23 protein-coding genes, 1 other RNA gene and 1 riboswitch are annotated in these 21,605 nt (G+C 58.3%); of the genes, 9 read left to right on the forward strand and 15 right to left on the reverse strand.

Annotated elements, in window-relative coordinates; translation table 11 throughout:
- Window positions 1-9: 9 nt before the first annotated feature.
- The 6 genes from ACKF11_RS14600 to ACKF11_RS14625 form a co-directional block, all read right to left on the reverse strand.
- Complete coding sequence (locus tag ACKF11_RS14600; protein WP_407997661.1) at window positions 10-1,476, reverse strand: RNA polymerase factor sigma-54; 1,467 nt, start codon at window positions 1,474-1,476, stop codon at window positions 10-12.
- Between the two features lie 19 nt (window positions 1,477-1,495).
- Entirely contained in the window at window positions 1,496-2,218 is a 723-nt protein-coding gene (gene lptB / locus ACKF11_RS14605) for an LPS export ABC transporter ATP-binding protein (protein WP_407997662.1), read from the reverse strand.
- 85 nt (window positions 2,219-2,303) lie between these two features.
- Window positions 2,304-2,810, reverse strand: coding sequence for a lipopolysaccharide transport periplasmic protein LptA (lptA, locus tag ACKF11_RS14610; RefSeq protein WP_309566944.1), 507 nt, complete (start codon window positions 2,808-2,810; stop codon window positions 2,304-2,306).
- Window positions 2,811-2,868: 58 nt separating this feature from the next.
- Window positions 2,869-3,582, reverse strand: a complete 714-nt coding sequence (lptC, locus tag ACKF11_RS14615; RefSeq protein ID WP_407994470.1) for an LPS export ABC transporter periplasmic protein LptC — start codon at window positions 3,580-3,582, stop codon at window positions 2,869-2,871.
- A gap of 9 nt (window positions 3,583-3,591) precedes the next feature.
- Window positions 3,592-4,116 (reverse strand): KdsC family phosphatase, encoded by a 525-nt coding sequence (locus ACKF11_RS14620; RefSeq protein WP_309566885.1) that lies wholly within the window; start codon window positions 4,114-4,116, stop codon window positions 3,592-3,594.
- Between the two features lie 3 nt (window positions 4,117-4,119).
- Window positions 4,120-5,118 (reverse strand): KpsF/GutQ family sugar-phosphate isomerase, encoded by a 999-nt coding sequence (locus tag ACKF11_RS14625; RefSeq protein ID WP_407997663.1) that lies wholly within the window; start codon window positions 5,116-5,118, stop codon window positions 4,120-4,122.
- Between the two features lie 128 nt (window positions 5,119-5,246).
- Between ACKF11_RS14625 and ACKF11_RS14630 the strand changes: the two genes are divergently transcribed.
- The 3 genes from ACKF11_RS14630 (at window position 5,247) to ACKF11_RS14640 (ending at window position 7,469) form a co-directional block, all read left to right on the forward strand.
- Window positions 5,247-6,332, forward strand: coding sequence for an NAD(P)/FAD-dependent oxidoreductase (locus tag ACKF11_RS14630; RefSeq protein WP_407997664.1), 1,086 nt, complete (start codon window positions 5,247-5,249; stop codon window positions 6,330-6,332).
- A 141-nt stretch (window positions 6,333-6,473) separates the two neighbouring features.
- Entirely contained in the window at window positions 6,474-7,055 is a 582-nt protein-coding gene (locus ACKF11_RS14635; RefSeq protein ID WP_407997665.1) for a superoxide dismutase, read from the forward strand.
- A 105-nt stretch (window positions 7,056-7,160) separates the two neighbouring features.
- The gene (locus tag ACKF11_RS14640) at window positions 7,161-7,469 is read left to right on the forward strand and encodes a hypothetical protein (protein WP_407997666.1); all 309 of its coding nucleotides are present in this window, start codon (window positions 7,161-7,163) and stop codon (window positions 7,467-7,469) included.
- A gap of 26 nt (window positions 7,470-7,495) precedes the next feature.
- On the opposite strand, the gene ACKF11_RS14645 is transcribed toward ACKF11_RS14640, so the two are convergent.
- Window positions 7,496-7,705, reverse strand: coding sequence for a hypothetical protein (locus ACKF11_RS14645; RefSeq protein ID WP_407997741.1), 210 nt, complete (start codon window positions 7,703-7,705; stop codon window positions 7,496-7,498).
- On the opposite strand from ACKF11_RS14645, the gene ACKF11_RS14650 reads away from it, so the two are divergent.
- The 3 genes from ACKF11_RS14650 (at window position 7,677) to ppk1 (ending at window position 12,173) form a co-directional block, all read left to right on the forward strand.
- Window positions 7,677-9,677, forward strand: a complete 2,001-nt coding sequence (locus ACKF11_RS14650) for a TonB-dependent receptor (protein WP_407997667.1) — start codon at window positions 7,677-7,679, stop codon at window positions 9,675-9,677. The two genes, ACKF11_RS14645 and ACKF11_RS14650, sit on opposite strands and share 29 nt — an antisense overlap.
- A gap of 90 nt (window positions 9,678-9,767) precedes the next feature.
- Window positions 9,768-10,040 carry an oxidative damage protection protein gene (locus ACKF11_RS14655; protein WP_309566872.1) on the forward strand — a complete coding sequence of 91 codons (273 nt, stop codon included), beginning with the start codon at window positions 9,768-9,770 and terminating at the stop codon, window positions 10,038-10,040.
- 51 nt (window positions 10,041-10,091) lie between these two features.
- A complete protein-coding gene (gene ppk1, locus ACKF11_RS14660) occupies window positions 10,092-12,173 on the forward strand; it encodes a polyphosphate kinase 1 (protein WP_407997668.1) in 2,082 nt (693 codons plus the stop codon).
- A gap of 81 nt (window positions 12,174-12,254) precedes the next feature.
- Here the strand turns inward: ppk1 and ppx are convergent, their stop codons facing one another.
- The 3 genes from ppx to rpiA form a co-directional block, all read right to left on the reverse strand.
- Window positions 12,255-13,754 carry an exopolyphosphatase gene (gene ppx / locus ACKF11_RS14665; RefSeq protein WP_407997669.1) on the reverse strand — a complete coding sequence of 500 codons (1,500 nt, stop codon included), beginning with the start codon at window positions 13,752-13,754 and terminating at the stop codon, window positions 12,255-12,257.
- 53 nt (window positions 13,755-13,807) lie between these two features.
- A complete protein-coding gene (gene phoU, locus ACKF11_RS14670) occupies window positions 13,808-14,515 on the reverse strand; it encodes a phosphate signaling complex protein PhoU (RefSeq protein WP_226757426.1) in 708 nt (235 codons plus the stop codon).
- Between the two features lie 121 nt (window positions 14,516-14,636).
- Complete coding sequence (rpiA, locus tag ACKF11_RS14675; protein ID WP_407997670.1) at window positions 14,637-15,296, reverse strand: ribose-5-phosphate isomerase RpiA; 660 nt, start codon at window positions 15,294-15,296, stop codon at window positions 14,637-14,639.
- Window positions 15,297-15,468: 172 nt separating this feature from the next.
- Here rpiA and ilvA point away from each other — a divergent pair, with 172 nt between their 5' ends.
- Window positions 15,469-16,980: a threonine ammonia-lyase, biosynthetic gene (gene ilvA / locus ACKF11_RS14680; protein ID WP_407997671.1), complete on the forward strand. Its 1,512-nt coding sequence runs from the start codon at window positions 15,469-15,471 to the stop codon at window positions 16,978-16,980.
- A gap of 62 nt (window positions 16,981-17,042) precedes the next feature.
- Here ilvA and ACKF11_RS14685 read toward each other — a convergent pair whose 3' ends face one another.
- On the reverse strand, window positions 17,043-17,486 hold the full coding sequence (locus tag ACKF11_RS14685) for a ferric uptake regulation protein (RefSeq protein ID WP_407997672.1): 444 nt from the start codon (window positions 17,484-17,486) through the stop codon (window positions 17,043-17,045).
- A gap of 69 nt (window positions 17,487-17,555) precedes the next feature.
- Entirely contained in the window at window positions 17,556-18,014 is a 459-nt protein-coding gene (locus ACKF11_RS14690; RefSeq protein ID WP_407997673.1) for an EVE domain-containing protein, read from the reverse strand.
- Window positions 18,015-18,081: 67 nt separating this feature from the next.
- On the opposite strand from ACKF11_RS14690, the gene ACKF11_RS14695 reads away from it, so the two are divergent.
- Window positions 18,082-18,441 (forward strand): DUF2237 family protein, encoded by a 360-nt coding sequence (locus ACKF11_RS14695; RefSeq protein WP_407997674.1) that lies wholly within the window; start codon window positions 18,082-18,084, stop codon window positions 18,439-18,441.
- A gap of 31 nt (window positions 18,442-18,472) precedes the next feature.
- Here the strand turns inward: ACKF11_RS14695 and ssrS are convergent.
- From ssrS to ACKF11_RS14705, 3 genes are all read right to left on the reverse strand, one after another.
- A non-coding RNA gene (gene ssrS, locus ACKF11_RS15320) (6S RNA) lies at window positions 18,473-18,653 on the reverse strand.
- Window positions 18,654-18,725: 72 nt separating this feature from the next.
- Window positions 18,726-19,034 (reverse strand): cell division protein ZapA, encoded by a 309-nt coding sequence (locus tag ACKF11_RS14700; RefSeq protein ID WP_407997675.1) that lies wholly within the window; start codon window positions 19,032-19,034, stop codon window positions 18,726-18,728.
- Window positions 19,031-19,231, reverse strand: a complete 201-nt coding sequence (locus tag ACKF11_RS14705; protein WP_407997676.1) for a hypothetical protein — start codon at window positions 19,229-19,231, stop codon at window positions 19,031-19,033. The genes ACKF11_RS14700 and ACKF11_RS14705 overlap by 4 nt, the downstream gene beginning before the upstream one ends.
- Window positions 19,232-19,348: 117 nt before the next feature.
- Window positions 19,349-19,571, forward strand: a riboswitch (cobalamin riboswitch).
- A gap of 116 nt (window positions 19,572-19,687) precedes the next feature.
- Here ACKF11_RS14705 and ACKF11_RS14710 point away from each other — a divergent pair.
- Window positions 19,688-21,559, forward strand: coding sequence for a TonB-dependent receptor domain-containing protein (locus tag ACKF11_RS14710; protein ID WP_407997677.1), 1,872 nt, complete (start codon window positions 19,688-19,690; stop codon window positions 21,557-21,559).
- Window positions 21,560-21,605: the final 46 nt, after the last annotated feature.

The raw sequence follows: 21,605 nt of genomic DNA on the forward strand, positions 1-21,605 counted from the left end.
ACGCGCAAATCAAAGCGACTTGCGCTGGTTGGCCGCGGGTATCTGTAGAGACTCGCGGTATTTCGCTATGGTTCTTCTTGCAACAACTATGCCTTGTTTGCCAAGGATGTCGGTAATCTGGTTGTCAGACAGCGGCTTCTTCGGGTTTTCCTCGCTCACCATCTGCTTGATCAACGCGCGGATCGCCGTGGCGGAGCAAGCACCGCCAGACTCCGTCGCAACATGGCTGCCGAAGAAATACTTCAACTCGTACACGCCGCGCGGTGTGAGCATGTACTTCCTCGTCGTCACGCGCGACACGGTGGATTCATGCAGGCCCAACTCGTCGGCGATCTCGCGCAGCACCAGCGGACGCATGGCGACTTCGCCATGCTCGAAGAAGTTGCGCTGCCTGTCCACAATCGCCTGCGACACGCGCAGGATGGTGGAAAAACGCTGCTGGATGTTCTTGATCATCCATTTCGCTTCCTGCATCTGGCTCATGAGGTATTGACTGGAGCTATCGCGATTACGTTTCAGGATGCCGGCATAAAGCTGGTTGATGCGCAGCTTGGGCACCACTTCGTCATTGAGGCTGGCGATCCAAATACCCTTGACCTTCTTCACCACGATTTCGTGCTGGATGTAATGATCCGAGGTGATATGGCTAAACTCGCCGCCCGGGCGCGGGTTGAGCTGGGTCACCAGCTGCTGCACCGTTTTCAGGACGTCGTCGTCGCAATGTAGCAGCTTGCGCAGGCGCGTGTAATCGCGGCTCGCCAGCAAAGGCAAGTGTTGCTCTGCAACCTTGATCGCCAGATCAACAAAAGGCGTTTCTGCGGGCAGGGCGCGCAGTTGCAATGCCAAGCACTCCGCAAGGTTGCGGGCGCCAATACCAGGGGGATCCAGGTTCTGGATATGCTTGAGCGCGGTTTCGAGTTCGAGCAGGTCGATTTCGAGCTCTTCCGGCAGCAGCTCGGCCAGTTCTTCCAGCGACTGCTCGAGGTAGCCGTCGTCGTTGATGGCGTCCACCAGCACCATCGCCAGGGTCTGGTCGCGCTCGGACAGCGGCAACAGCTTGATCTGACTCAACAGGTGCTCGCGCAGGGTGAGGTTGACCGCTTCCTGGAAGCTGAAGTCGTTGTCGTCGTCATTGTTGGCGCCGCCTTCCTCCCAGCGGTTGCTGCTCTGGAAAGATTCGAAGTAGTCGTCCCCGCCGCCGAATTCGTCAACGCGCGGCAACTCCTCGCTGGCTGGCGCAGGCGCCTCGCTGGCGGGGGCGGCGACTGCGGCATCCGGAGCAGGGCTGTAGCTTTCGGACATTTCGGCAGCGCCGTCCGGGCCGTCTACGCGCTCCAGCAAAGGGTTGGCCTGCAGCAGCGACTCCAGCTCCTGGTTGAGTTCCTGTGAAGACAGCTGCAACAGCTTGATCGACTGCTGCAACTGCGGCGTCAATGCCAGGTTTTGGGAAAATTTTAGCTGTAGGCTTTGTTTCATCTCTCTAATTCTGCGTTGACTACAGGCGGAAATCCTTGCCCAAGTAAACTTCTCTTACACTTTCGTTATGTATGATCTCGCTGGGCTTCCCCGATGCGAATACGCGGCCTTCATTCACGATGTAGGCGCGATCGCATATGCCCAATGTTTCACGGACATTATGGTCCGTGATCAGCACCCCGATATTGCGCTCGGTCAGGAAACGTACGATCTTCTGGATGTCCAGCACGGCAATCGGGTCGATCCCGGCAAACGGCTCGTCCAGCAGGATGAAGCTGGGGTTGGTCGCCAGACATCGGGCGATTTCCACCCGGCGGCGCTCGCCGCCGGACAGGCTCACCGCCATGCTGTTGCGTATATGGGTGATATGGAGCTCCTGCAGCAGGGATTCAAGCTGTTCCTTCTGCTGCTCGGCCGTCATGTTCTGCAATTCAAGGATAGCCTGGATGTTTTCCGTGACGGTCATCTTGCGGAAGATCGACGGCTCCTGCGGCAGATAGGCCAGGCCCATGCGCGCGCGCTGGTGGATGGGCATCCGGCTCAGGTCCTTGCCGTCCAGCAATATGCGTCCGCCATCGAGTGGCACCAGGCCCACCATCATGTAGAAACTAGTGGTCTTGCCCGCGCCGTTCGGCCCGAGCAGCCCGACCACCTCGCCGCTGTTGAGCTGCAGGGAAATATCCTGCACCACGGTGCGCGACTTGTATTTCTTGCGTAAGCTTTCTACGATCAATTCACTCATTTATGCAATATCTATCGATGCCGTCTCTATAAAGCGCAGTTGCTTCGGCCTGCATCAAGCACAGGCCCTCCAATAGCCATCGAGCTCAGGGAGTTTCTGCCGCGGGTTTCTTCTTGGGCTGGATAATGGCACGCACTCGGCCAGTGGGTGTTGCAGGTGTCGCCGCTTGCGAGCCGCCGCTGATGACTTCCGCATATTCGGCATTGGCGTCATACATGATGTAGTCCCCATGCACGATATCCTCGCCGCGCTTGACCCATGCCTTGGTAAACAGCTGCACCTTGTCCATGCGTCCATCATACTCTATCCGCTGGGCGCTGCCCTCCATGTATTCGTTCTTGCCGTCGCGCTTCTGCCTAAAGGTGGTGGGATTGCCGTAGGACGTGCTGTGCTGGAATCCCTCCTTGTCCTCGCGCACGATCAGCCTGTCGCCGCGGATCACCAGCGTGCCCTGGGTCAGGATGACGTTGCCGGTATAGGTGCTGGTCTTCTTGGCATCATTGACCTGCACGGAGTCGGCCTCCAGCTCGATCGGCTTTTCCCGGTCGGCCTTTTCGGCATGTGCCGTTGCAGACAGCATGCCGGCCAACATGGCAAGCAATAATGAATAACGCAGGTTGCGCATAGGGTCTCCGCTGAAGAATGTCGTTCTACTTGGTTTTAGTGGGCTGCTTGGCATTGTTGCTGTTACCGGATGTCGTCTTGCTGTTCTTGGAAGCCGCAGGCTTGGCTGCCGCCTGCTTGGTCTTGCTTGCCGCTTTTGGCTTGCTGCTCGTGCGCTTGCCGGCGGCCGGACGCTCATAATGGCTGCGCACCCGCTTGTTGAGCTGGATGGTCTGGTTTTTCTTGTCATAGACCATCCCGACCGCGCGCACCACGCTTTTCGGCCCCTGGGTAATCACCACAGGCTGGTCGGTCGATGCAATCTCGCTATCCGGTTCCACGCGCAGATATTCCGTCGTCAGCGTCATTTCTTGCCGGTCGCCGAACGCCGGCCGCACCACGCGCACATCATCGCGGAACTCCACGACATCGCCTTTGCTGGACACATGTCCGCGCTTGCCCTCTATCGTCGTGGTGGGCTTGCCCACCCCAAACTGGGTGAAATGCGGGTTTTCCAGCTCGGTAGTATCGTCGTCCGGGTAATGCCGCATTTCAGAAGCCTTGAGGATGTGGCTGATCGACCCTGTCGCATCCGTCTTGGTCGTGACGAAATTGTTCAGGATGTAATCGGGGTCGTGACGCGTCGTCCCATCCACGCGCAGCTCCGGCGGCTGCACCGTGCGGTCGATCCACAGCGTAATCAGGGCCAGCAGCCCGAGTACGGCAAGCGGAAACAGGATGGTATTGCTACGTCCTTGCATATCTCGTATTTACTTTAAATAAGGCGCCATTTGCGCATCGAAGGTGCCTTGCGCCTTCATGAGCAGTTCGCAGACTTCGCGCACGGCGCCGAACCCGGCCTGGCGCTCTGTGGTGTAATGGGCATACTCCTTGACCAGCGGCATCGCATGCGGCACGGTGATCGCCAGCCCGGCGCGGCGCATGGGCGGAATGTCGATCACGTCGTCCCCCATGAACAGGCATTCCTCGGCGGACACCCCTTGCTTTTCGAGCAAGTCGTTGAACGCCTCGAGCTTGTCGTCTATGCCCTGGTAGATGATCTGCACGCCGGTATTCTCGGCGCGCTTCACCACCACGTTGGACTTGCGGCCCGTGATGTAGGCCATGCGGACGCCGGTATGCTTGAGCATCTTCATTCCCAGGCCGTCCTGGGAATGAAACACCTTGTATTCCAACCCGTCATCCCCCAGCATCAAGCCGCCATTGGTCAGGACACCGTCAACGTCAAACACTGCAATCTTGATGCGCTTTGCGCGTTCTTCTAAGGAAATCAACTTCTAAACCACCTTTGCCATGAGTAAGTCGTGCATATTGAGTGCGCCGACCAGGTTGCCCTGCCGGTCGACGACCAGCAGGCTGCTTATTGAATATTGCTCCATCAAAGCCACGGCATCGACCGCCAGCTGTTCCGGGGCAATGACCTGCGGATGTTCATGCATGACGTCGCCCATGCTGGTGCCGTGGATGTCGATCCCGGCCTCGAAAGCCCGGCGCAAGTCGCCGTCCGTGAATATGCCGACCGGCTTGCCTGCCGCATCCAGCACCGCGGTCATGCCCAGACCCTTGCGCGACATTTCCAGCAGGCCGTCCTTGAGGCTGCTGCTGCTTGGTATGCCGGGGATATCCTTTCCGCTGCGCATGATGTCCTGCACATGCAGCAGCAAGCGCCGCCCGATCGAGCCGCCAGGATGGGCCAATGCGAAATCCTCGCGCGAGAACCCGCGCTGATCCAGCAAGGTCACGGCCAGGGCATCGCCCAGCGCCAGCGCTGCCGTCGTGCTCGCCGTGGGGGCGAGCCCCAGCGGACAGGCCTCCTGCGACACGTGGGCGTCGAGGAAAATCGCCGCCGCCTTGGACAGGGTCGAGTGACGGTTGCCCGAGATGCTGATGATGGGGGCGCCGATGCGCTTCAATGGCGGCAACAGCGCCAGCAGTTCATCCGCCTCACCGGAATTGGACAGGGCGATCACCACGTCATCCCGGGTGATCATGCCCAGGTCGCCGTGGCTCGCCTCGGCGGGATGCATGAAAAAAGCCGGCGTGCCGGTACTGGCCAACGTAGCGGCGATCTTGTTGCCGATATGCCCGGACTTGCCGATGCCGGTCACGACAACTCGGCCCCGGCATTGTAAAATAAGCTCGACTGCGTTGACGAAGTTCTCATCCAGGCGCTCGGCCAATGCCTGCACTTCCCGCGCCTCGATGGACAAGACCTCGCGCGCAAGTTGCAGTGGTGCGGTTGCGCTATTGCTCGTCTTTAACTTGGAAATTCCCATATGTGCCAAGTATAAAAGGGAATGTTCCCTGAATAAAGGATATGCCGGCAAAGTCGGCATAATTTTTGCGTGATTAATTTATTCCAGCCTAGCCGCCTCCATACCCCCATCTCCCGGAAACACACATCATGAGCCAGCACGTACTGATCGCCGGCGGCGGCATCGTCGGCTGCCTCACCGCCATGGAACTGGTTTCCCGCGGCTGCAAGGTCACCATCGTCGAGCGCAATAAGATCGCAAGCCAGACATCGGGAGAGTCCTCCTGGGCAGGCACGGGCATCATGTTCCCGCTGTTGCCATGGATGTATTCGGACCACGTCAACACCCTCACCCACTATGGCGCATCGCGGTATACGGAGATCTGCGCACGCCTGTTCAGCGAGACCGGCATAGACCCGCAAATGCTCAATTCCGGCTTCCTGCTGCTGCCGCCATTCGACCGCGAGGCGGCGCTGGCCTGGTGTAACCGTTACCAGCTCAAGGCAGAGGCGGCCAGGGCTGAAGACTTTGGCGTGCAATCTCCCAGCGGGCAAGATGCGCTGTGGCTGCCCGAAGTCAACCAGGTCCGCCCCCCTTGCCTCATGCATGCCCTGCGCACATGGCTGGAGAATAACGATGTGCGGCTGCTGGAGCACACCGAGCTGATGCCGCTTTCCTCCGATGTGACCAGGCTCGCCGCGTGGCGTACCACGGCAGGTGAGTTGCTGGAGGCAGACCGCTTCGTCGTCACCTCGGGAGCGTGGAGCTTCGACCTCCTCAAGGAAGTCGCCAGCAAGCTGCAGATCAAGCCCATGCGCGGGCAGATATTGCTCTACAAACCGGAACGCACCCCCAGCGCCGTGGTTTTCCGCGAGGATTTCTACCTGGTGCCGCGCCGCGATGGCTACCTGCTGGCCGGCAGCACCCTCGAAGACGTCGGGTTCGATCCATCCGTGACGGATGCCGTCCGCGACGAAATCCGCGCCAAGGCGAAAGCCCTGATGCCGGAACTCGAGACACTTCCCATCATCAAGCACTGGAGCGGCCTGCGTCCCGGCACGCCCGAGAACCTACCCGTGATCGGCCCGCACCCCGATGTGGAAAACCTCTACCTCAATACCGGGCATTTCCGCTACGGACTGACCATGGGCCCGGCGAGCGCCAGCCTGGTGGCCGCACTAATCTGCGCCGAAACGCCCTGGACCGACCCGGCTCCCTTCTCCCTGCCCCAATAGCCCACAGCGCAGATATAGATCAAGCACCGACCTAGCCGCCACCTGATTGATTTCGAGAATGATTCGCGCTACCTCAGCTATTTTCTTCTTATGGCAAAATGCCGGCCAAATCCTATCAACCTAACAAAAAAAGGAATAAGCATGGCGCATCAGCTCCCTCCATTACCGTACGCCAAGGATGCCTTGGAACCCGTCATTTCGGCCGAAACCATCGACTTTCACTACGGCAAGCACCACCAGGCCTATGTGACCAATCTCAACAACCTGATTCAGGGAACCGAGTTCGAGAACGCCAGCTTGGAAGAGATCGTGAAGAAATCCTCCGGCGGCATCTTCAACAATGCGGCCCAGGTGTGGAACCACACCTTCTACTGGAATTGCTTCAAGCCTAACGGCGGCGGCGAGCCCACCGGCGAGCTGGCAGCGGCGATCGACAAGGCGTTCGGCTCTTTCGAAGAATTCAAGAAGCAATTCACGCAAAAAGCCATCACCACATTCGGCGCCGGCTGGGCATGGCTGGTCAAGAACGCCGATGGCAGCCTGAGCCTGGAAAGCACCAGCAACGCCGAAACTCCCTTGACCAAGGGCCAGACCCCGTTGCTGACCATCGACGTCTGGGAGCATGCCTATTACGTCGATTACCGCAACGCGCGCCCGAAGTATGCGGAAGAGTTCTGGAACATCGTGAATTGGGACTTTGTGGCCGCCAACTTCAAGGCATAAACTCTCGCAGACAGCACTCGCAAACCGCTCTAAAGACAAAGCGGCTAGGCCATTCTTGGTCCTAGCCGTTTCTTTTTTTCACGATAGCCTGCTAGAATCGCAACCATGTTGCGCAAAATCCTGCTTGGTTATGTACTTTCGCTCTTGCTGCTATTTAGCCAGCAAAGCATTGCAGCGCACGAAATCTGGCACATCCACGACCAGCTTACCCATGCCAAGGACCAGGCGCCGCAGCACAATGCCTGCGAACAATGCCTGGGGCTAGGCAGCCTGGAAAGCTTTATTCCCGCAACGCAGCCAGCGCTCCATTTCAGCGCCAGCCACACCGGCTTTGTTGCGCCCGTCAGCATTGAACCGCGCAACGAACGCACTGTTGCCTATATCTCGCGCGCGCCGCCAGCAATCTCCATCTAGCCAGCCCCGGCATATCCTCGCCTGAGTCAAAGGATATGCCTGCCATTGCGCTTCCCCGGCTTGGGGAAGCCGCGGTCGTGCTTACGCACGGCCTGTTGAATAAATTGAAATGCGAGATTCGAGATGCAGAACCCTGAGACAAAAGCCATCAATACAGCAGTTGCGCCCGCACCAATTGCGCCAAAGAAAATCCTAACCGCCATCACCATGGCCTTCAGCAGCACCCTGATTTCCATGCCTGCACACGCGGCAGGGGAAATCGAGCTGCCTACCGTCGCCGTCACCGCGAACCCGCTGGGCGTCGCCTCCGACGACATGGTCGTCCCGGTCTCCACCCTGAGCGGCCGCGAGCTCTCGCTGCAGCGCGAAAGTACATTGGGCGAAACCCTGAAATCCATTCCCGGCGTTTCCTCCACCTATTTCGGCCCCAACGCCTCGCGTCCCATCATCCGCGGCCTGGATGGGGAGCGCGTGCGCATGATGCAGAACGGCGTCGGCATTCTGGACGCCTCCAGCCTGAGCTTTGACCATGCCGTAGCGCTGGACCCGCTGGTGATCGAGCAGATCGACGTGGTGCGCGGCCCTGCAGCCCTGCTTTACGGCGGCAGCGCAGTGGGCGGCGTGGTGAACGCGATTGACCACCGCATTCCAAAGGAGGCCATCGACGGCGTCACCGGACGCAGCGAAGTAAGGTTCGGCGGCGCGGAAAACCAGAAAAATGGCGCGGTCGTCGTCGATGCCGGCAATGGCGTGCTCACCGTGCACGCGGACGCCTACAAGCGCAAAACCGACGATCTCGATATCCCTGGCTACGCCATGTCGCGCCGCAAGAGCGAGCAAACCGGGGAGGCGCGGGAACACAAGGGCCGCCTGGTTAACAGCGGCTCGGATGCCGACGGCGGCGCGATCGGCGCTTCGATAGCGCTGGAAAACGGCTATGTCGGCATGTCCTACTCCACCTTCAACAGCAAATACGGCACAGTGGCGGAACCGGATGTCCTCATCGACATGAAGAGCGATCGCTGGGACTTTGCCTCCGAACTGCGCGACCTGGGCAGCATCATCAGCAAGGTCAAGGTACGCATGGCCTATACCGACTACGAGCACCAGGAGTTGGAAGACGGCGAAGTGGGCACCACCTTCAAGAACCGCGGCGTGGAAGGCTCGATCGAAGCCACCCACGGCAATATCGGCCCGCTCAACGGCGTGGTCGGCATGCAGTTCCACAACTCCCGCTTCCAGGCGCTGGGCGAGGAAGCCTTCGTGCCGTCCAACCGCACCAATACGCGTGCGGTCTACTTGTATGAAGAGCTGCCGCTGGACGCGCTCAAGCTGACTTTCGGCGGCCGTGTAGAGCATGCCAAGATCGAATCCAAGGGCGGAGACGAGTTCGGGCCCAGCCAGTCGAAATCCTTCACGCCATACAGCTTTGCCGCCGGCGCGCTGTTCAAGCTGGACGAACAGTGGTCCGTCACCGCCAACCTGTCGCACAACGAACGTGCACCCAGCTACTTCGAACTGTATGCCGACGGCGAGCATGTGGCGACCGACCAGTATGAAGTCGGCTCCAGCGACCTCAAGAAAGAGCGCTCGAACGGCATAGACGCCCAGTTGCGCTGGAAGCAGAACCACGACTCCTTCCACATTGGCGCCTATTACACCCGGTTCAGCAATTTCATCGGGCTATTCAACAGCGGAGAGCTGGTAAACGAGGACGGTATCCCGGGACAGGCCGATTCCGAAATAACCGAAGCGAGGTTCACGGGCGCCAAGGCGACATTCAAGGGCCTGGAAGCCGAAGGCAAGTTCCGAGTCTATGAGCAGGTCGGCTCGCTGGACCTGAACCTGCGCGGCGACTACGTGCGCGCCACCAACCGCGACACCGGCGACTCGCTGCCGCGCATCTCGCCGTTGAAGCTGGGCTTCGGGCTGGATTACCGCTTCAACCGTTTCGGCTCACGCCTGGATGTATTGCGCGCCTTCAAGCAGGACCGCACCGATGCGAACGAGCTCGCCACGGATGGGTACACCCTGGTCAACGCCACGCTGACCTACAAGCTGCCCACCTCGCAGTATTTCCAGCTAGAGGCTTTCGCCAAGGCATACAACCTGCTGGACCAGACCATACGCGACCATACCTCCATCCTCAAGGATATCGCGCCCATGGGCGGCCGCTCGCTGCTCGTCGGCCTGCGCGGGGAGTTCTAGCTACAGCGCCTCAGGCTGCCGCGGTATCGCCGCCGCGGGCAGCTTGCGCTATGATGTCGGTCTTGATTCACTTCAACAAAGATCGACATCATGGCACGTACCGTTTTCTGCGTTAAGCTGGGCCGCAATGCTGACGGCCTGGACTTTCCCCCTTATCCCGGCGAGCTCGGCAAGCGTATTTTCGAACATGTCTCCAAGGAAGCCTGGGCCGGCTGGCTCAAGCAGCAAACCATGCTGGTGAACGAAAACCGCCTGAGCCTAGCCGACCCGCAAGCACGCAAATACCTCGCGCAACAGACCGAGGCCTATTTCTTCGGCGATGGCGCGGATACCGCTTCAGGCTACGTCCCGCCCAATAGTTGAACCATTTTTCATTAAAATGTCATATTGCGGGCATACAGTGAGGTTTTCATCATGTTGCCCGTCAAATTGAGTCCCGAATATTTCATCAATCGCGAACTAGGCATCCTGGCCTTCAACCGTCGCGTATTGGCCCAGGCTGAAGACGAAAACGTTCCCCTGCTTGAGCGCCTCAAATTTCTCTGCATTTTCAGCAGCAATATGGACGAGTTCTTCGAGGTGCGCGTGGCGGGCCTCAAGAACCAGATCAAGTACAACTCCCCGCACGTAGGCGCCGACGGCATGCTGCCCAAGCAGGCGCTCGCCAAGGTCAGCAACCTGGCCCACGAAATGGTGGACCACCAATACAAGATCCTCAACGAGGTGGTGCTGCCCCAGCTTGCCGCCCAGGAAATCCGTTTTATCCGCCGCGGGGACTGGAGCGATGTGCAGCGCGAGTGGATCGCGGCTTACTTCTTCCGTGAGCTGATGCCCATCCTCACGCCCATCGGGCTGGATCCGGCGCACCCTTTCCCGCGCGTGCTCAACAAGAGCCTGAACTTTGCCGTCGAGCTGGAAGGCAAGGACGCGTTTGGCCGCAATTCCGGCGTCGCCATCGTACAGGCGCCTCGCGCGCTGCCGCGCGTCATCCGCCTGCCGCGCGACATCGCGGGTTGCGACCACGGCTTCGTGTTCCTGTCCTCCATCCTACATGCCCACGTCAACGAACTGTTTTCCGGCATGACGGTGAAAGGTTGCTACCAGTTCCGCGTCACGCGCGACAGCGACCTGATCCTGGACGATGAGGAAACCAAGGATTTGCGCCTTGCGCTGCAGGGCGAATTGACCCACCGGCAATATGGCGATGCGGTACGACTGGAAGTAGCCGACAGCTGCCCGACGGAAATGTCCGCCTTTCTGTTGGGGCAATTCGGCCTGAGCCAGGACGACCTTTACCAAGTCAACGGCCTCGTCAACCTCGTCCGCCTCATGCAGATTCCGGACAGCGTGGACCGCCCAGACCTGAAATACCCGCTCTATACGCCCAGCCTGCCGAAGGAAATGGCCAAGGACCCGGACATCTTCAAGGCCATCCGCAAGCAGGATATCCTGCTGCACCACCCGTTCCAGTCGTTCAACCCGGTCGTGGAGTTCATCACGCAGGCCGCCGAAGACCCGCAAGTGCTGGCGATCAAGCAGACGTTCTACCGCACCAGCGCCGACTCGACGCTGATGCAGTCCCTGATCGACGCGGCGCAGCGCGGCAAGGAAGTCACCGTGGTCGTGGAGCTGCTGGCGCGCTTTGATGAAGAAGCCAACATCAACTGGGCGGCCAAGCTGGAAAATGCCGGCGCCCACGTCGTCTATGGCGTGGTCGGACACAAGACCCACGCCAAGATGGCCATGGTCGTGCGGCGCGACGAAGACAAGCTGCGGCGCTATGTGCATATTGCCACCGGCAATTACCACCAGCGCACCGCGCGCCTATATACCGACTTCGGGCTGCTCACCTGCCAGGAAGAAATCAGCGAGGACGTGAACGACGTATTCGCCCAGTTGACCGGCCTGGGACGGGCCAGCAAGCTACGCCATCTCTGGCAGTCGCCGTTCACCCTGCACCAGCGCACGATCAAAGCGATCCAGAATGAAGCCGAGATTGCCAAGTCCGGCAAGAAAGCGCGCATCATTGCCAAGATGAACGCACTGCTCGATCCCGACGTGATCCGCGCCCTGTACGATGCTTCCAGCGCCGGCGTGCAGATCGAGCTCATCGTGCGAGGCGTTTGCGCCTTGCGTCCCGGCATCCCCGGCGTATCGGAAAACATCAAGGTGCGCTCCATCGTCGGCCGCTTCCTCGAGCACACCCGCATCTTCTACTTCTACGACAACGGCGCCGAGCACATCTACCTGTCGAGCGCGGACTGGATGTACCGCAACTTCTTCCGCCGTATCGAAGTATGCTTCCCATTGCTGGATGCCAAGGTGAAGAAGCGCGTTTTCAAGGAAGGCCTGGAGCCCTACCTCAAGGACAACTCCAACGCCTGGGAAATGCAGCCCGACGGCAATTACGAGCTCAAGCCGAGCCGCCGCGCCAGCTTTTCAGCACAGCAGTTCCTCATGGCGGAGTATGGCCAGGAAATATTGCCTGACGCCTGAGCGAGTGCGCACTCCAGTAACAGAAAGGCCGGAACATCCGGCCTTTTTCTCGTTATTACGCATGTGCAGCAAGATGCTATCTCAGGAAACCAGCTCCAGGCTCAGGCCGATCTCTTTCCAGTAGGCCACTTCATTGAATAGCTCCGCTTCCGTCAGAGGGTTCTCCTTGAGCCATGCAGAGTCAATATTGAGCTGGTAGCCGGACTTCAGGATCGACAATGCTGGCTCCGGGTAATGGTCGGGCTGTCGATTGCGGTGGAACAGCACGGCCAGTCGCAAAATCAGGATCAACAGCAAGCGGTCATGGTGTCCGATCAGGTCGGCCTCAAGCTTGGCAAGGGAGCGCCGGTGCGCTTTGACCAGCAGGCCCAGCGTCTCCTGCTCCATGTTGGAGAAGCCCGGCATGTCGGCATTCTCGACTATATAGGCGGAATGCTTGTGATAACCCGCATGTGCGATGGAGACACCAATCTCGTGCAGGTATGCGGCCCAGGTCAGGTATTGTGCCGCCGTTTCTTCATCCCATTGCTGCAATTGGCCGGCGCATTGCGCCAGCAGGCGCAATGCCATTTCGCGCACGCGCTCGGCCTGATCGGGCTCTACATGGTAGCGCCGCATGAAGCTTGAAACCGTGATCTCACGAACATCCTGGTCATGCAGGCGGCCAAGCAGTTCATAAAGCACGCCTTCGCGCAGGGCGCTGTTCGCCGTTGTCATGCGTTCGATCTTGAGGGCGTCGAATGCCGCCGTCATGATGGCCAGCCCGCCTGGCAGCACCGCCGCGCGGTCGGCACTCAAGCCAGGCAAGTCTATCTTTTTGATGTCCTTGACCTTGATCAATTGCTCGCGCAGAAACTCCAGGCCCTCCCTGGTAATTTCGCCTTCGCTCAAGCCGCTCAGGCGGATGATTTCGCCCAAGGCCTTGGCCGTCCCGGACGAGCCGACCGCTTCGTCCCAGCCTTCCGCAATGAAATGCTTGCGTATGCTCTGGATTTCCGCGGCAGCGGCAATCCGCGCGCGTTCGAACGCGCTTTCCGTGAGCTTGCCGTCGGGGAAATAGCGCAGGCTGTAGCTGACGCAGCCCATATACAGGCTTTCCATTTCGATGGGTTCGATACCCTGCCCGATGATGAACTCGGTAGAGCCGCCGCCGATGTCGATCACCAGGCGCTTGTGCGTGGCAGGGGGCAGGCTGTGGCTGACGCCGACGAAAATCATGCGCGCTTCTTCACGGCCTGCGATGATTTCGATGGGGAATCCGAGCGCGGCCTGCGCTTCTTCCATCAGGTTGGGTGCATTGCGCGCAACGCGGAAGGTATTGGTGGCAACCGCACGCACCGCCTGCACAGGCAATCCACGCAAGCGTTCGCCAAAACGCTTGAGACAGTCGATCGCCCGTTGCTGGGCATCGGCACTCAGGTTGTTCTTCGCATCCAGCCCCGCGCCTAGGCGGACGGCTTCACGCAAGGAGTCATGGAAAATGAGGTGGCCGTCTGCAACCCGTGCGAGTTGCAGACGGAAGCTGTTGGAACCCAGATCGACTGCCGCGATCTCAGGAAAATCCGATTTTTTGGTAGGCAAGTTCGACCTTCTTGTAAAACGCTAAACCGTTGCCGCCATCACGGCGGCTGACATCAGGGTTCCTGAGCTTCGCGCTCCATCTCCTGCACCGTGGTATGGCGTACGTCCTTACCTTTTACCATGTAGATCACGTATTCGGCAATATTCTTGGCATGGTCGCCGATACGTTCGATGGCCTTGGCGACAAACAGGACCTCCAGCGACATGGAAATGGTGCGCGGGTCTTCCAGCATGAAGGTGATCAGCTGACGCATCGCGGCACGGAACTGCTCGTCCACCTGCTCGTCCTGGCGCGCCACGTCCACAGTCTTGGTCACGTCCAGGCGCGCAAAGGCGTCCAGCGCGGTGCGCAGCATTTCACGCACATGGCCGACCATGGTCTTGATCTCGTTGAAACGCGGCGTATAGAGACGGCCGGACTCGGACACTTTCTGCGCCACGCGGGCAATCTTGGTCGCCTCGTCGCCGATCCGCTCCAGGTCGGTAATGGTCTTGACCACCATCATGATCATGCGCAGGTCGCCCGCGGCAGGCTGGCGGCGCGCGATGATGTGGCTGCAGTCCTCGTCCACCTGGACTTCAAGCGCATTCACCTTGTGGTCATTGGCAATCACCTTGTCTGCCAAGGTGAGGTTGACAGTCACCAGGGCTTCCAGCGCATTGACGATTTGCTGCTCGACCAAACCGCCCATTTCGAGCACTTTTGCACGGACTGATTCCAGCTCGGCATCGTATTGCTTGTATGTATGTTCAAATTGCATAACGCGATCCCTTCCGTGATTGAAACTGGCCGGACTGCGCTAGTTCCGGCCAGTGTTTTGAGTCAACGTTGTAGTGTAATTGCCGATTATGACAATTTCATGTTGAACTGGTGCGCGTCGATTACTTGGCGGTCAATGTCTTGACGCCGTCCGCTGTCGCCAGCAGCAGCACATTAGCTGGACGGGAAGCGAACAGGCCGTTGGTCACGACGCCGACGATGGCGTTGATCTTGGTTTCCAGTTCCACCGGGTCGGCGATGGTCAGGCCATGCACGTCCAGGATCACGTTGCCGTTGTCGGTAGTGAAGTCGCGCAGCTTGGGCTGGCCGCCCAGCTTCACCAGCTCGCGCGCCACATGCTCGCGCGCCATCGGGATCACCTCGACGGGCAGCGGGAACTTGCCCAGCACGGACACCAGCTTGCTCTGGTCGCAGATACAGATGAAATCCTTGGCACAGGCCGCCACGATCTTCTCGCGTGTCAGCGCGCCGCCGCCGCCCTTGAGCATATGCATTTGCTCGGTGATCTCGTCCGCGCCGTCGACGTAGATTTCCATGCCGTCCACGTCATTGAGGTCGAACACTTCGATACCATGGCCGCGCAGGCGCTGGGCAGTCGCTTCGGAGCTGGCGACGGCGCCGTCGATGCGGTCCTTGACCTTGGCCAGCTCATCGATAAAGAAATTGGCCGTGGAGCCCGTGCCTACGCCGATAATGCCGCCCTTCACGTATTCGACGGCCGCCTTGGCAACCTGTTGCTTCAATTCGTCTTGTGTAGCCATTTATTTAAACCTTTTGCTTATTTGTGACCAAATCGGGGCTTTCAAACGCTGTATGAGCCAGCGCAACATTTTGCAGGCCCCGTGTTTTCTTTATAATTCAGGTTCTTTGTGAACCAAACCCCTCAATCATACACTGCCGCACTATACAGTGCAGCCCTGGACAGCGTCCCCAATGAAAATCGATTACCTGCAGAAAATCAAATCCGCCCGCGTTTACGACGTCGCGAGCAAAACCCCGTTGGACCTGCTTCCCAACATTTCCCGACGCATCCACAACCAGGTACTGCTAAAACGCGAGGATATGCAGCCCGTATTTTCATTCAAGCTGCGCGGCGCCTACAACAAGATGGCGCAGCTCTCCGCCGAGGCATTGTCGCGCGGCGTGATCACCGCTTCGGCAGGCAACCATGCGCAGGGCGTGGCCCTGGCCGCCAAGAACGCGGGCTGCCGCGCCGTCATCGTCATGCCGGTCACCACGCCCGGCATCAAGGTCGATGCCGTGCGCAACCGCGGCGCCGAAGTGGTGCTGGCTGGCGAATCCTACACGGATTCGTACAACCACGCCCTGAAGCTCATGGACGAGCAGCAGCTCACTTTCGTCCACCCCTTCGACGATCCTGACGTGATCGCGGGGCAAGGCACCGTGGCGGTGGAGATATTGCAGGACAACCCCGGCCCTATCGAGGCGATTTTCTGCCCGGTCGGCGGCGGCGGCCTGATCGCCGGCGTGGCCGCCTATATCAAGGCAGTACGCCCCGAGATCAGGATCATCGGCGTCGAGGTCAACGACGCCAATGCGATGACGGTTTCGCTGCAACGAGGCGAACGGGTCACATTGGACCAGGTCGGCCTGTTTGCGGACGGCAAGGCGGTCAAGCTGGTCGGCGAAGAGACTTTCCGCCTATGCCAGCAATATGTCGACGACATGATCCTGGTCGACAACGACGCCATCTGCGCGGCGATCAAGGACGTATTCGAGGATACGCGCGCCATCCTCGAGCCGACGGGCGCCCTGGCGCTGGCCGGCCTCAAAGCCTACGCCCAGCAGCATGGCCTGCAGGACAAGGCATTGGTGGCGGTCGCCTCAGGCGCAAACATGAGCTTCGACCGCCTGCGCTTCGTCGCCGAGCGCGCGGAAATCGGCGAGAAGCGCGAAGCGGTGCTGGCCGTGACCATTCCCGAAACTCCAGGCTCATTCAAGAAGTTCTGCCGGCTGATCGGCAACCGCAACATCACCGAGTTCAACTACCGCTATGCCGACGCCACGGCCGCGCATATCTATGTCGGCGTCGCCATCCAGGATCCCAGCGAATCCGGCACGCTGGTCGCGCAATTGCAGGAGCATGGCCTGCCGGCATTGGACCTGAGCGAGAATGAAGTGGCAAAACTGCACCTGCGCCACCTGGTAGGCGGCCATGCGCCGCAGGCAGAGCACGAGCAGGTCTACCGCTTCGAGTTCCCGGAAAAACCCGGGGCGCTGATGAATTTCCTCGACAGCATGCGTCATGACTGGAACATCAGCCTGTTCCATTACCGCAACCATGGCGCGGATTTCGGCAGGGTGCTGGTCGGCATGCAGGTGCCGCCCGGCGAGGAACAGGCATTCACCGATTTCCTGCAGAACCTGGGCTACCCGTACTGGGAGGAAAGCAACAACCCGGCTTACAAACTGTTCCTCGGCTAAGTTCCGACACCCAAATGAAAAGCCCGCCGATTGGCGGGCTTTTTGCATATCCTAAGCTTGAATCAGGCTTTGTCAGCCAAAGGCGTGCCGTATGCGGTGATATCGTAATCGGTGAGCTCGTAGCCTAGCTCGCGGACGATCACCTTGAGGCGCTCTTCGATGCCGAGGTCATAGAATTCGCGCACTTCACCGGTGCTGGTGCTAACCAAGTGGCCATGGTGCTCTTCGCCATCGTTCAGCTCATACACGGCCTTGTTGTTGCCCAACTGGCTTTTCTTCAAGAGCCCAGTCTGCTCGAATTGCGCCAATACGCGATACACGGTAGCCAAGCCGAACTCGGAATGCTCGGTGATCAGGATCCGGTATACATCTTCAGCCGCCAGGTGGCGTTGCTCGCTGTTACGGAAGATATCCAGCACCTTGAGACGTGGCAACGTGATTTTCAGGCCACTGTTTCTCAAATCCTGATGCGGATCCCCTACTCCGTCTTCTTTTTTCGTTCCCACTATCATCTCCTTAATCAATTGAATCCTGACGCCGCAATAGCATATCACGCATTGGGATGATGCCAAGCATCAGGCAAGTAGTTTCATGATGAACTCCCAGTCCCTGGGGTCCACCGGCGTAATCGAGAGCCGGTTGCCGCGCTGCAGGATGCGCAGATTCTGCAGCTCCGGCGTTTCACGCAATTCTTTCAAGCTCAACAAGCGCGTCTTGCGCACCAGCCTCACATCCACATTGAACCAGCGCGGACTCTCCGGCGTCGCCTTGGGGTCATAGTACTTATGGCCCTCGATAAACTGCAGGCGGTCGGGATAAGCCAGCTTGCTGACTTCGGCAATGCCCACGATGCCAGGTTCCGCACAATTGGAATGATAGAACAATACGCCATCGCCGACCTTCATCTGGTCTCGCATGAAGTTGCGCGCCTGGTAATTGCGCACCCCGTACCAATCTACCGTTTGATCGGGGAAGGAAGCCAGGTCATCGATCGACACGTCTGATGGCTCGGATTTCATCAACCAGTAACGCATGAAATTCTCAAATCAACACAGATTCCGTATCATAACCCGAGTCGCATTCAAATTCAGAATCTCCAGCATGGCCCGCAACGTCCTTGGCACTACATTACAACCTTGCAGCATGGACCCGATCACCGGCTTCACACGCAGCGGCAGCTGTGAAACCGGGCCCGAAGACATCGGCAGCCATACCGTGTGCGCCATGATGACCGAGGAATTCCTCGCATTCTCGCTTTCTAGGGGAAACGACCTCAGCACACCGCGGCCGGAATACGGCTTCCCCGGGCTGACGTCGGGCGAGCGCTGGTGCCTGTGCGCATCGCGCTGGCACGAAGCCGCCGAGGCGGGCTATGCGCCGCCCGTGGTGCTGGAAGCATCCCACGAGCGTGCATTGGATATTGTCAGCCTTGCCGACCTGGAATACCACGCCTTGAGATAACGGCCTGCCCATAAGGCGTGACAACTGAATGGAGTTCCCCGCAAATGCCATCCGGACCGGCATCCTGAACCTGTACGGTTCAAGTGGTAACGACCTAAAGCTACGTTAGGTACACCCGCATCGGAGCGCGCACACTGTTACTTAACAGACCGAAACCAAAGCCAAATTTATGGTTCAAGGAATCTATGGCCCGAACAGCACCGCAGGGAACAAAGGGAAGAGGACGGGATCATCCGGCCTCTGAAAACTTGTGGCAGTTGAACTGTCTTGGATTAAAAACCGCTTTAAAACAGCTGGTTTTGATCGTCGCCGACGACAGTGTCAATCTGCTCCTGCATGGAAGCAATTCTACGCTTGAAATCGCCAATGTCAAAACCGCCGGCATCGGTCGTCAACAGCTCATGCGCGATATTGAGCGCCGCCATGATGGCAATCTTCTCGGCACCGACCACCTTGCCGGTATCGCGGATTTCGCGCATTTTCTTGTCGAGATAATCGACCGAGCGCAACAAAGCCTCGCGCTCATCGTCAGTACACGCGATCGTCAGCTCGCGCCCCATGATGCTGACATCGACGCCACGCACGCTGCTCATACGGTTCCCTCCGGAAGACGCTCGATCAGGGCCTGCAGCTTCTGGCTGGCAAGCTCCATGTTTTCCTTCATCTGCTTGTTGTCATCCTGGGAGCGCACAAGCTCCTGACGGAGCTCAAGATTTTCAGCCCGCAACAATTGGCATAGGGATATCAGCCGCGCGAGCTTTTCTTCCAACGTGATCAAATCAGCATTCATGGCGCCACTATAATTGCAAAATCAGCACATGGTCAACTGCACCCAAGAATTTATGGCATGTTTACAATATCTTATATTGAAAACTTATTTCACCGCATAAAGAGCGAATCATTTATAATCAATAGCAAGTTTTGAGGTGTCCTTGGCCTGTTCATGGCGCAAGGGTGAAACTGGGAAACAGGTGCGTGGCATCCCGACGATGCGATCCACAATGCCTGTGCTGCCCCCGCAACGGTAAGCAAGCCGGTATGCCAACATGCCACTGTGAGAGGTTTTCATGGGAAGGCGGCATATCACTGATCTTGCAAGCCCGGAGACCGGCCTGAAGACGACTAGGAAGTGCTGCGGGGATGCGGCTGACCGATGACCATCCGGCGACGGATCATGCCCCCTGCACACTCTCATTCGTTACCAGCTCTCGCGGGGCCGCGAGAGCCTTATGGAGTTTGCAGTTTGATGTTCCGATTTTCCCTGGGCACCGCCCTTGCCGCAATCTATTCCCTACCCCTGGCGGCCAATGCTGCCGATCTCCGGTTGGAAGACACTATTGTCACGGCTTCGCGTACTGAACAGAAAAGCAGCGAGGTAATCGGTGATGTATCCGTCATTACAGCCGAGCAAATACAAAAGGCTGGCCAGTCCACGCTGGCAGAGTTACTGGCGATGCAGCCTGGCATCGAAATGAGCAGTAACGGCGGCGTTGGCAAATCGACCAATATCTACATGCGCGGCGCCAACCCTACGCACACTCTGATTCTGATTGACGGCGTACGCATCAGCTCTGCCACTACCGGCGAAACTGCCATTCAACACATTCCCCTGAGCCAGATTGATCATGTGGAAATCCTGCGCGGACCGGCCAGCAGCATGTATGGAGCTGACGCCATTGGCGGCATCATCCAGATATTCACCAAGAAAGGCCAAGGCGCGCCTAAATTCAATGCATCAGTAGGACTCGGCACCTACGGTACGGCAATCGGCGAAGCAGGCGTAAACGGCCGCATAGGCAATACCAGCTACAGCCTGCAAGGCGGCATGACCCATGTGCATGGCATCAATGCCGTTCGCAACAAAAATGCGGTCAGTTATAACGCAGATGCCGATGGTTTTCGCAACCAGAACCTCAGTGCGAACATCAGCCAGCACCTCACGGAAAACCACGAAATTGGGCTGAACATTCTGGTGACCGACAGCCGGAATTTCAATGATGGCGGATCCTCACGCACTACCGCCAGATATGATTACTTCCTTGACCAGACCTTGTCGAGTTATACCCTATTCAGTAAAAACCGTTTCACCGATGCATGGGCCAGCACATTCAGCATTGCAAGAAGCATTGACGATCTATCGTCCTACACCAAACGTCCGGCATCAACTACCGAAAGCATGATCAAGACCACCCAGGATCAATACATCTGGCACAACATATTGACTACGAAAGCCGGGGTATTCAACATCGGCGTGGAACGGCGGGAGCAGAAAGTCGAATCCAACGCCACGCCCGCCCTGCTGGTGACGGAGCGGGATATCCAATCCTATCTCGCCGGCTGGCAAAGACAATTTGATCAACACCGCGTCCAGATCAACCTGCGCAATGATGACAACTCCCAGTTTGGCAACAAAACCACTGGCAATATCGGCTACGCCTATCAAATCACACCACAGTGGAAAGCCAACGCCAGCTTTGGCACCGCTTTCGCCGCGCCAACATTCAACCAGCTCTATGCTCCCGCGACCGCTTTCGGTGGCGTGACTTATGCCAGCAATCCCGACCTCAAACCTGAAGAGTCCCGCAACAAGGAAATCGGATTGCAGTATGAAAACGGCCAGCATGCGGCCGGCGTGTTGTATTACCACAATGATATCGACAACCTGATTACCCGCACGGCATCGGGCAACTTCCGGCAAACAGTCAATATCGACCAGGCAAGGTTACGAGGCCTCACATTGAATCTGCGAACATCAATTGCAGGATTTATTATTAGAGCAAATGCTGATTTCCAGCGTCCTGAAGATGCCGGGAATGGCAACCTGCTACCTCGCAGAGCAAAAGAGCATGGGGCACTGTCTCTCGCCAAATCATTTGGCGCTTGGGAGTGGGGAAGTGAAATTATCACATCCGGTCATCGTTTCAACGATACGTCCAACACTGAACGCCTCTCCGGCTATACCCTGGTCAACCTATACGGCAACTACCGCATCAACGACGACTGGTCCGTGAATACGCGCGTCAACAACCTGTTCGACCGCAAGTACGAATTGGCGAAGGATTACGGCACGTTTGGCGCCAACCTGTTTGTATCCGTGCGCTATGCGCCTACGTTGTAAATCCTCTGGCGGCTGCGGATTTCGGTTAAAATTCAGTGTTTTTGAT

The sequence above is a fragment of the Methylobacillus draconifructus genome (assembly GCF_045984385.1).
GTDB lineage: Bacteria > Pseudomonadota > Gammaproteobacteria > Burkholderiales > Methylophilaceae > Methylobacillus > Methylobacillus flagellatus_A.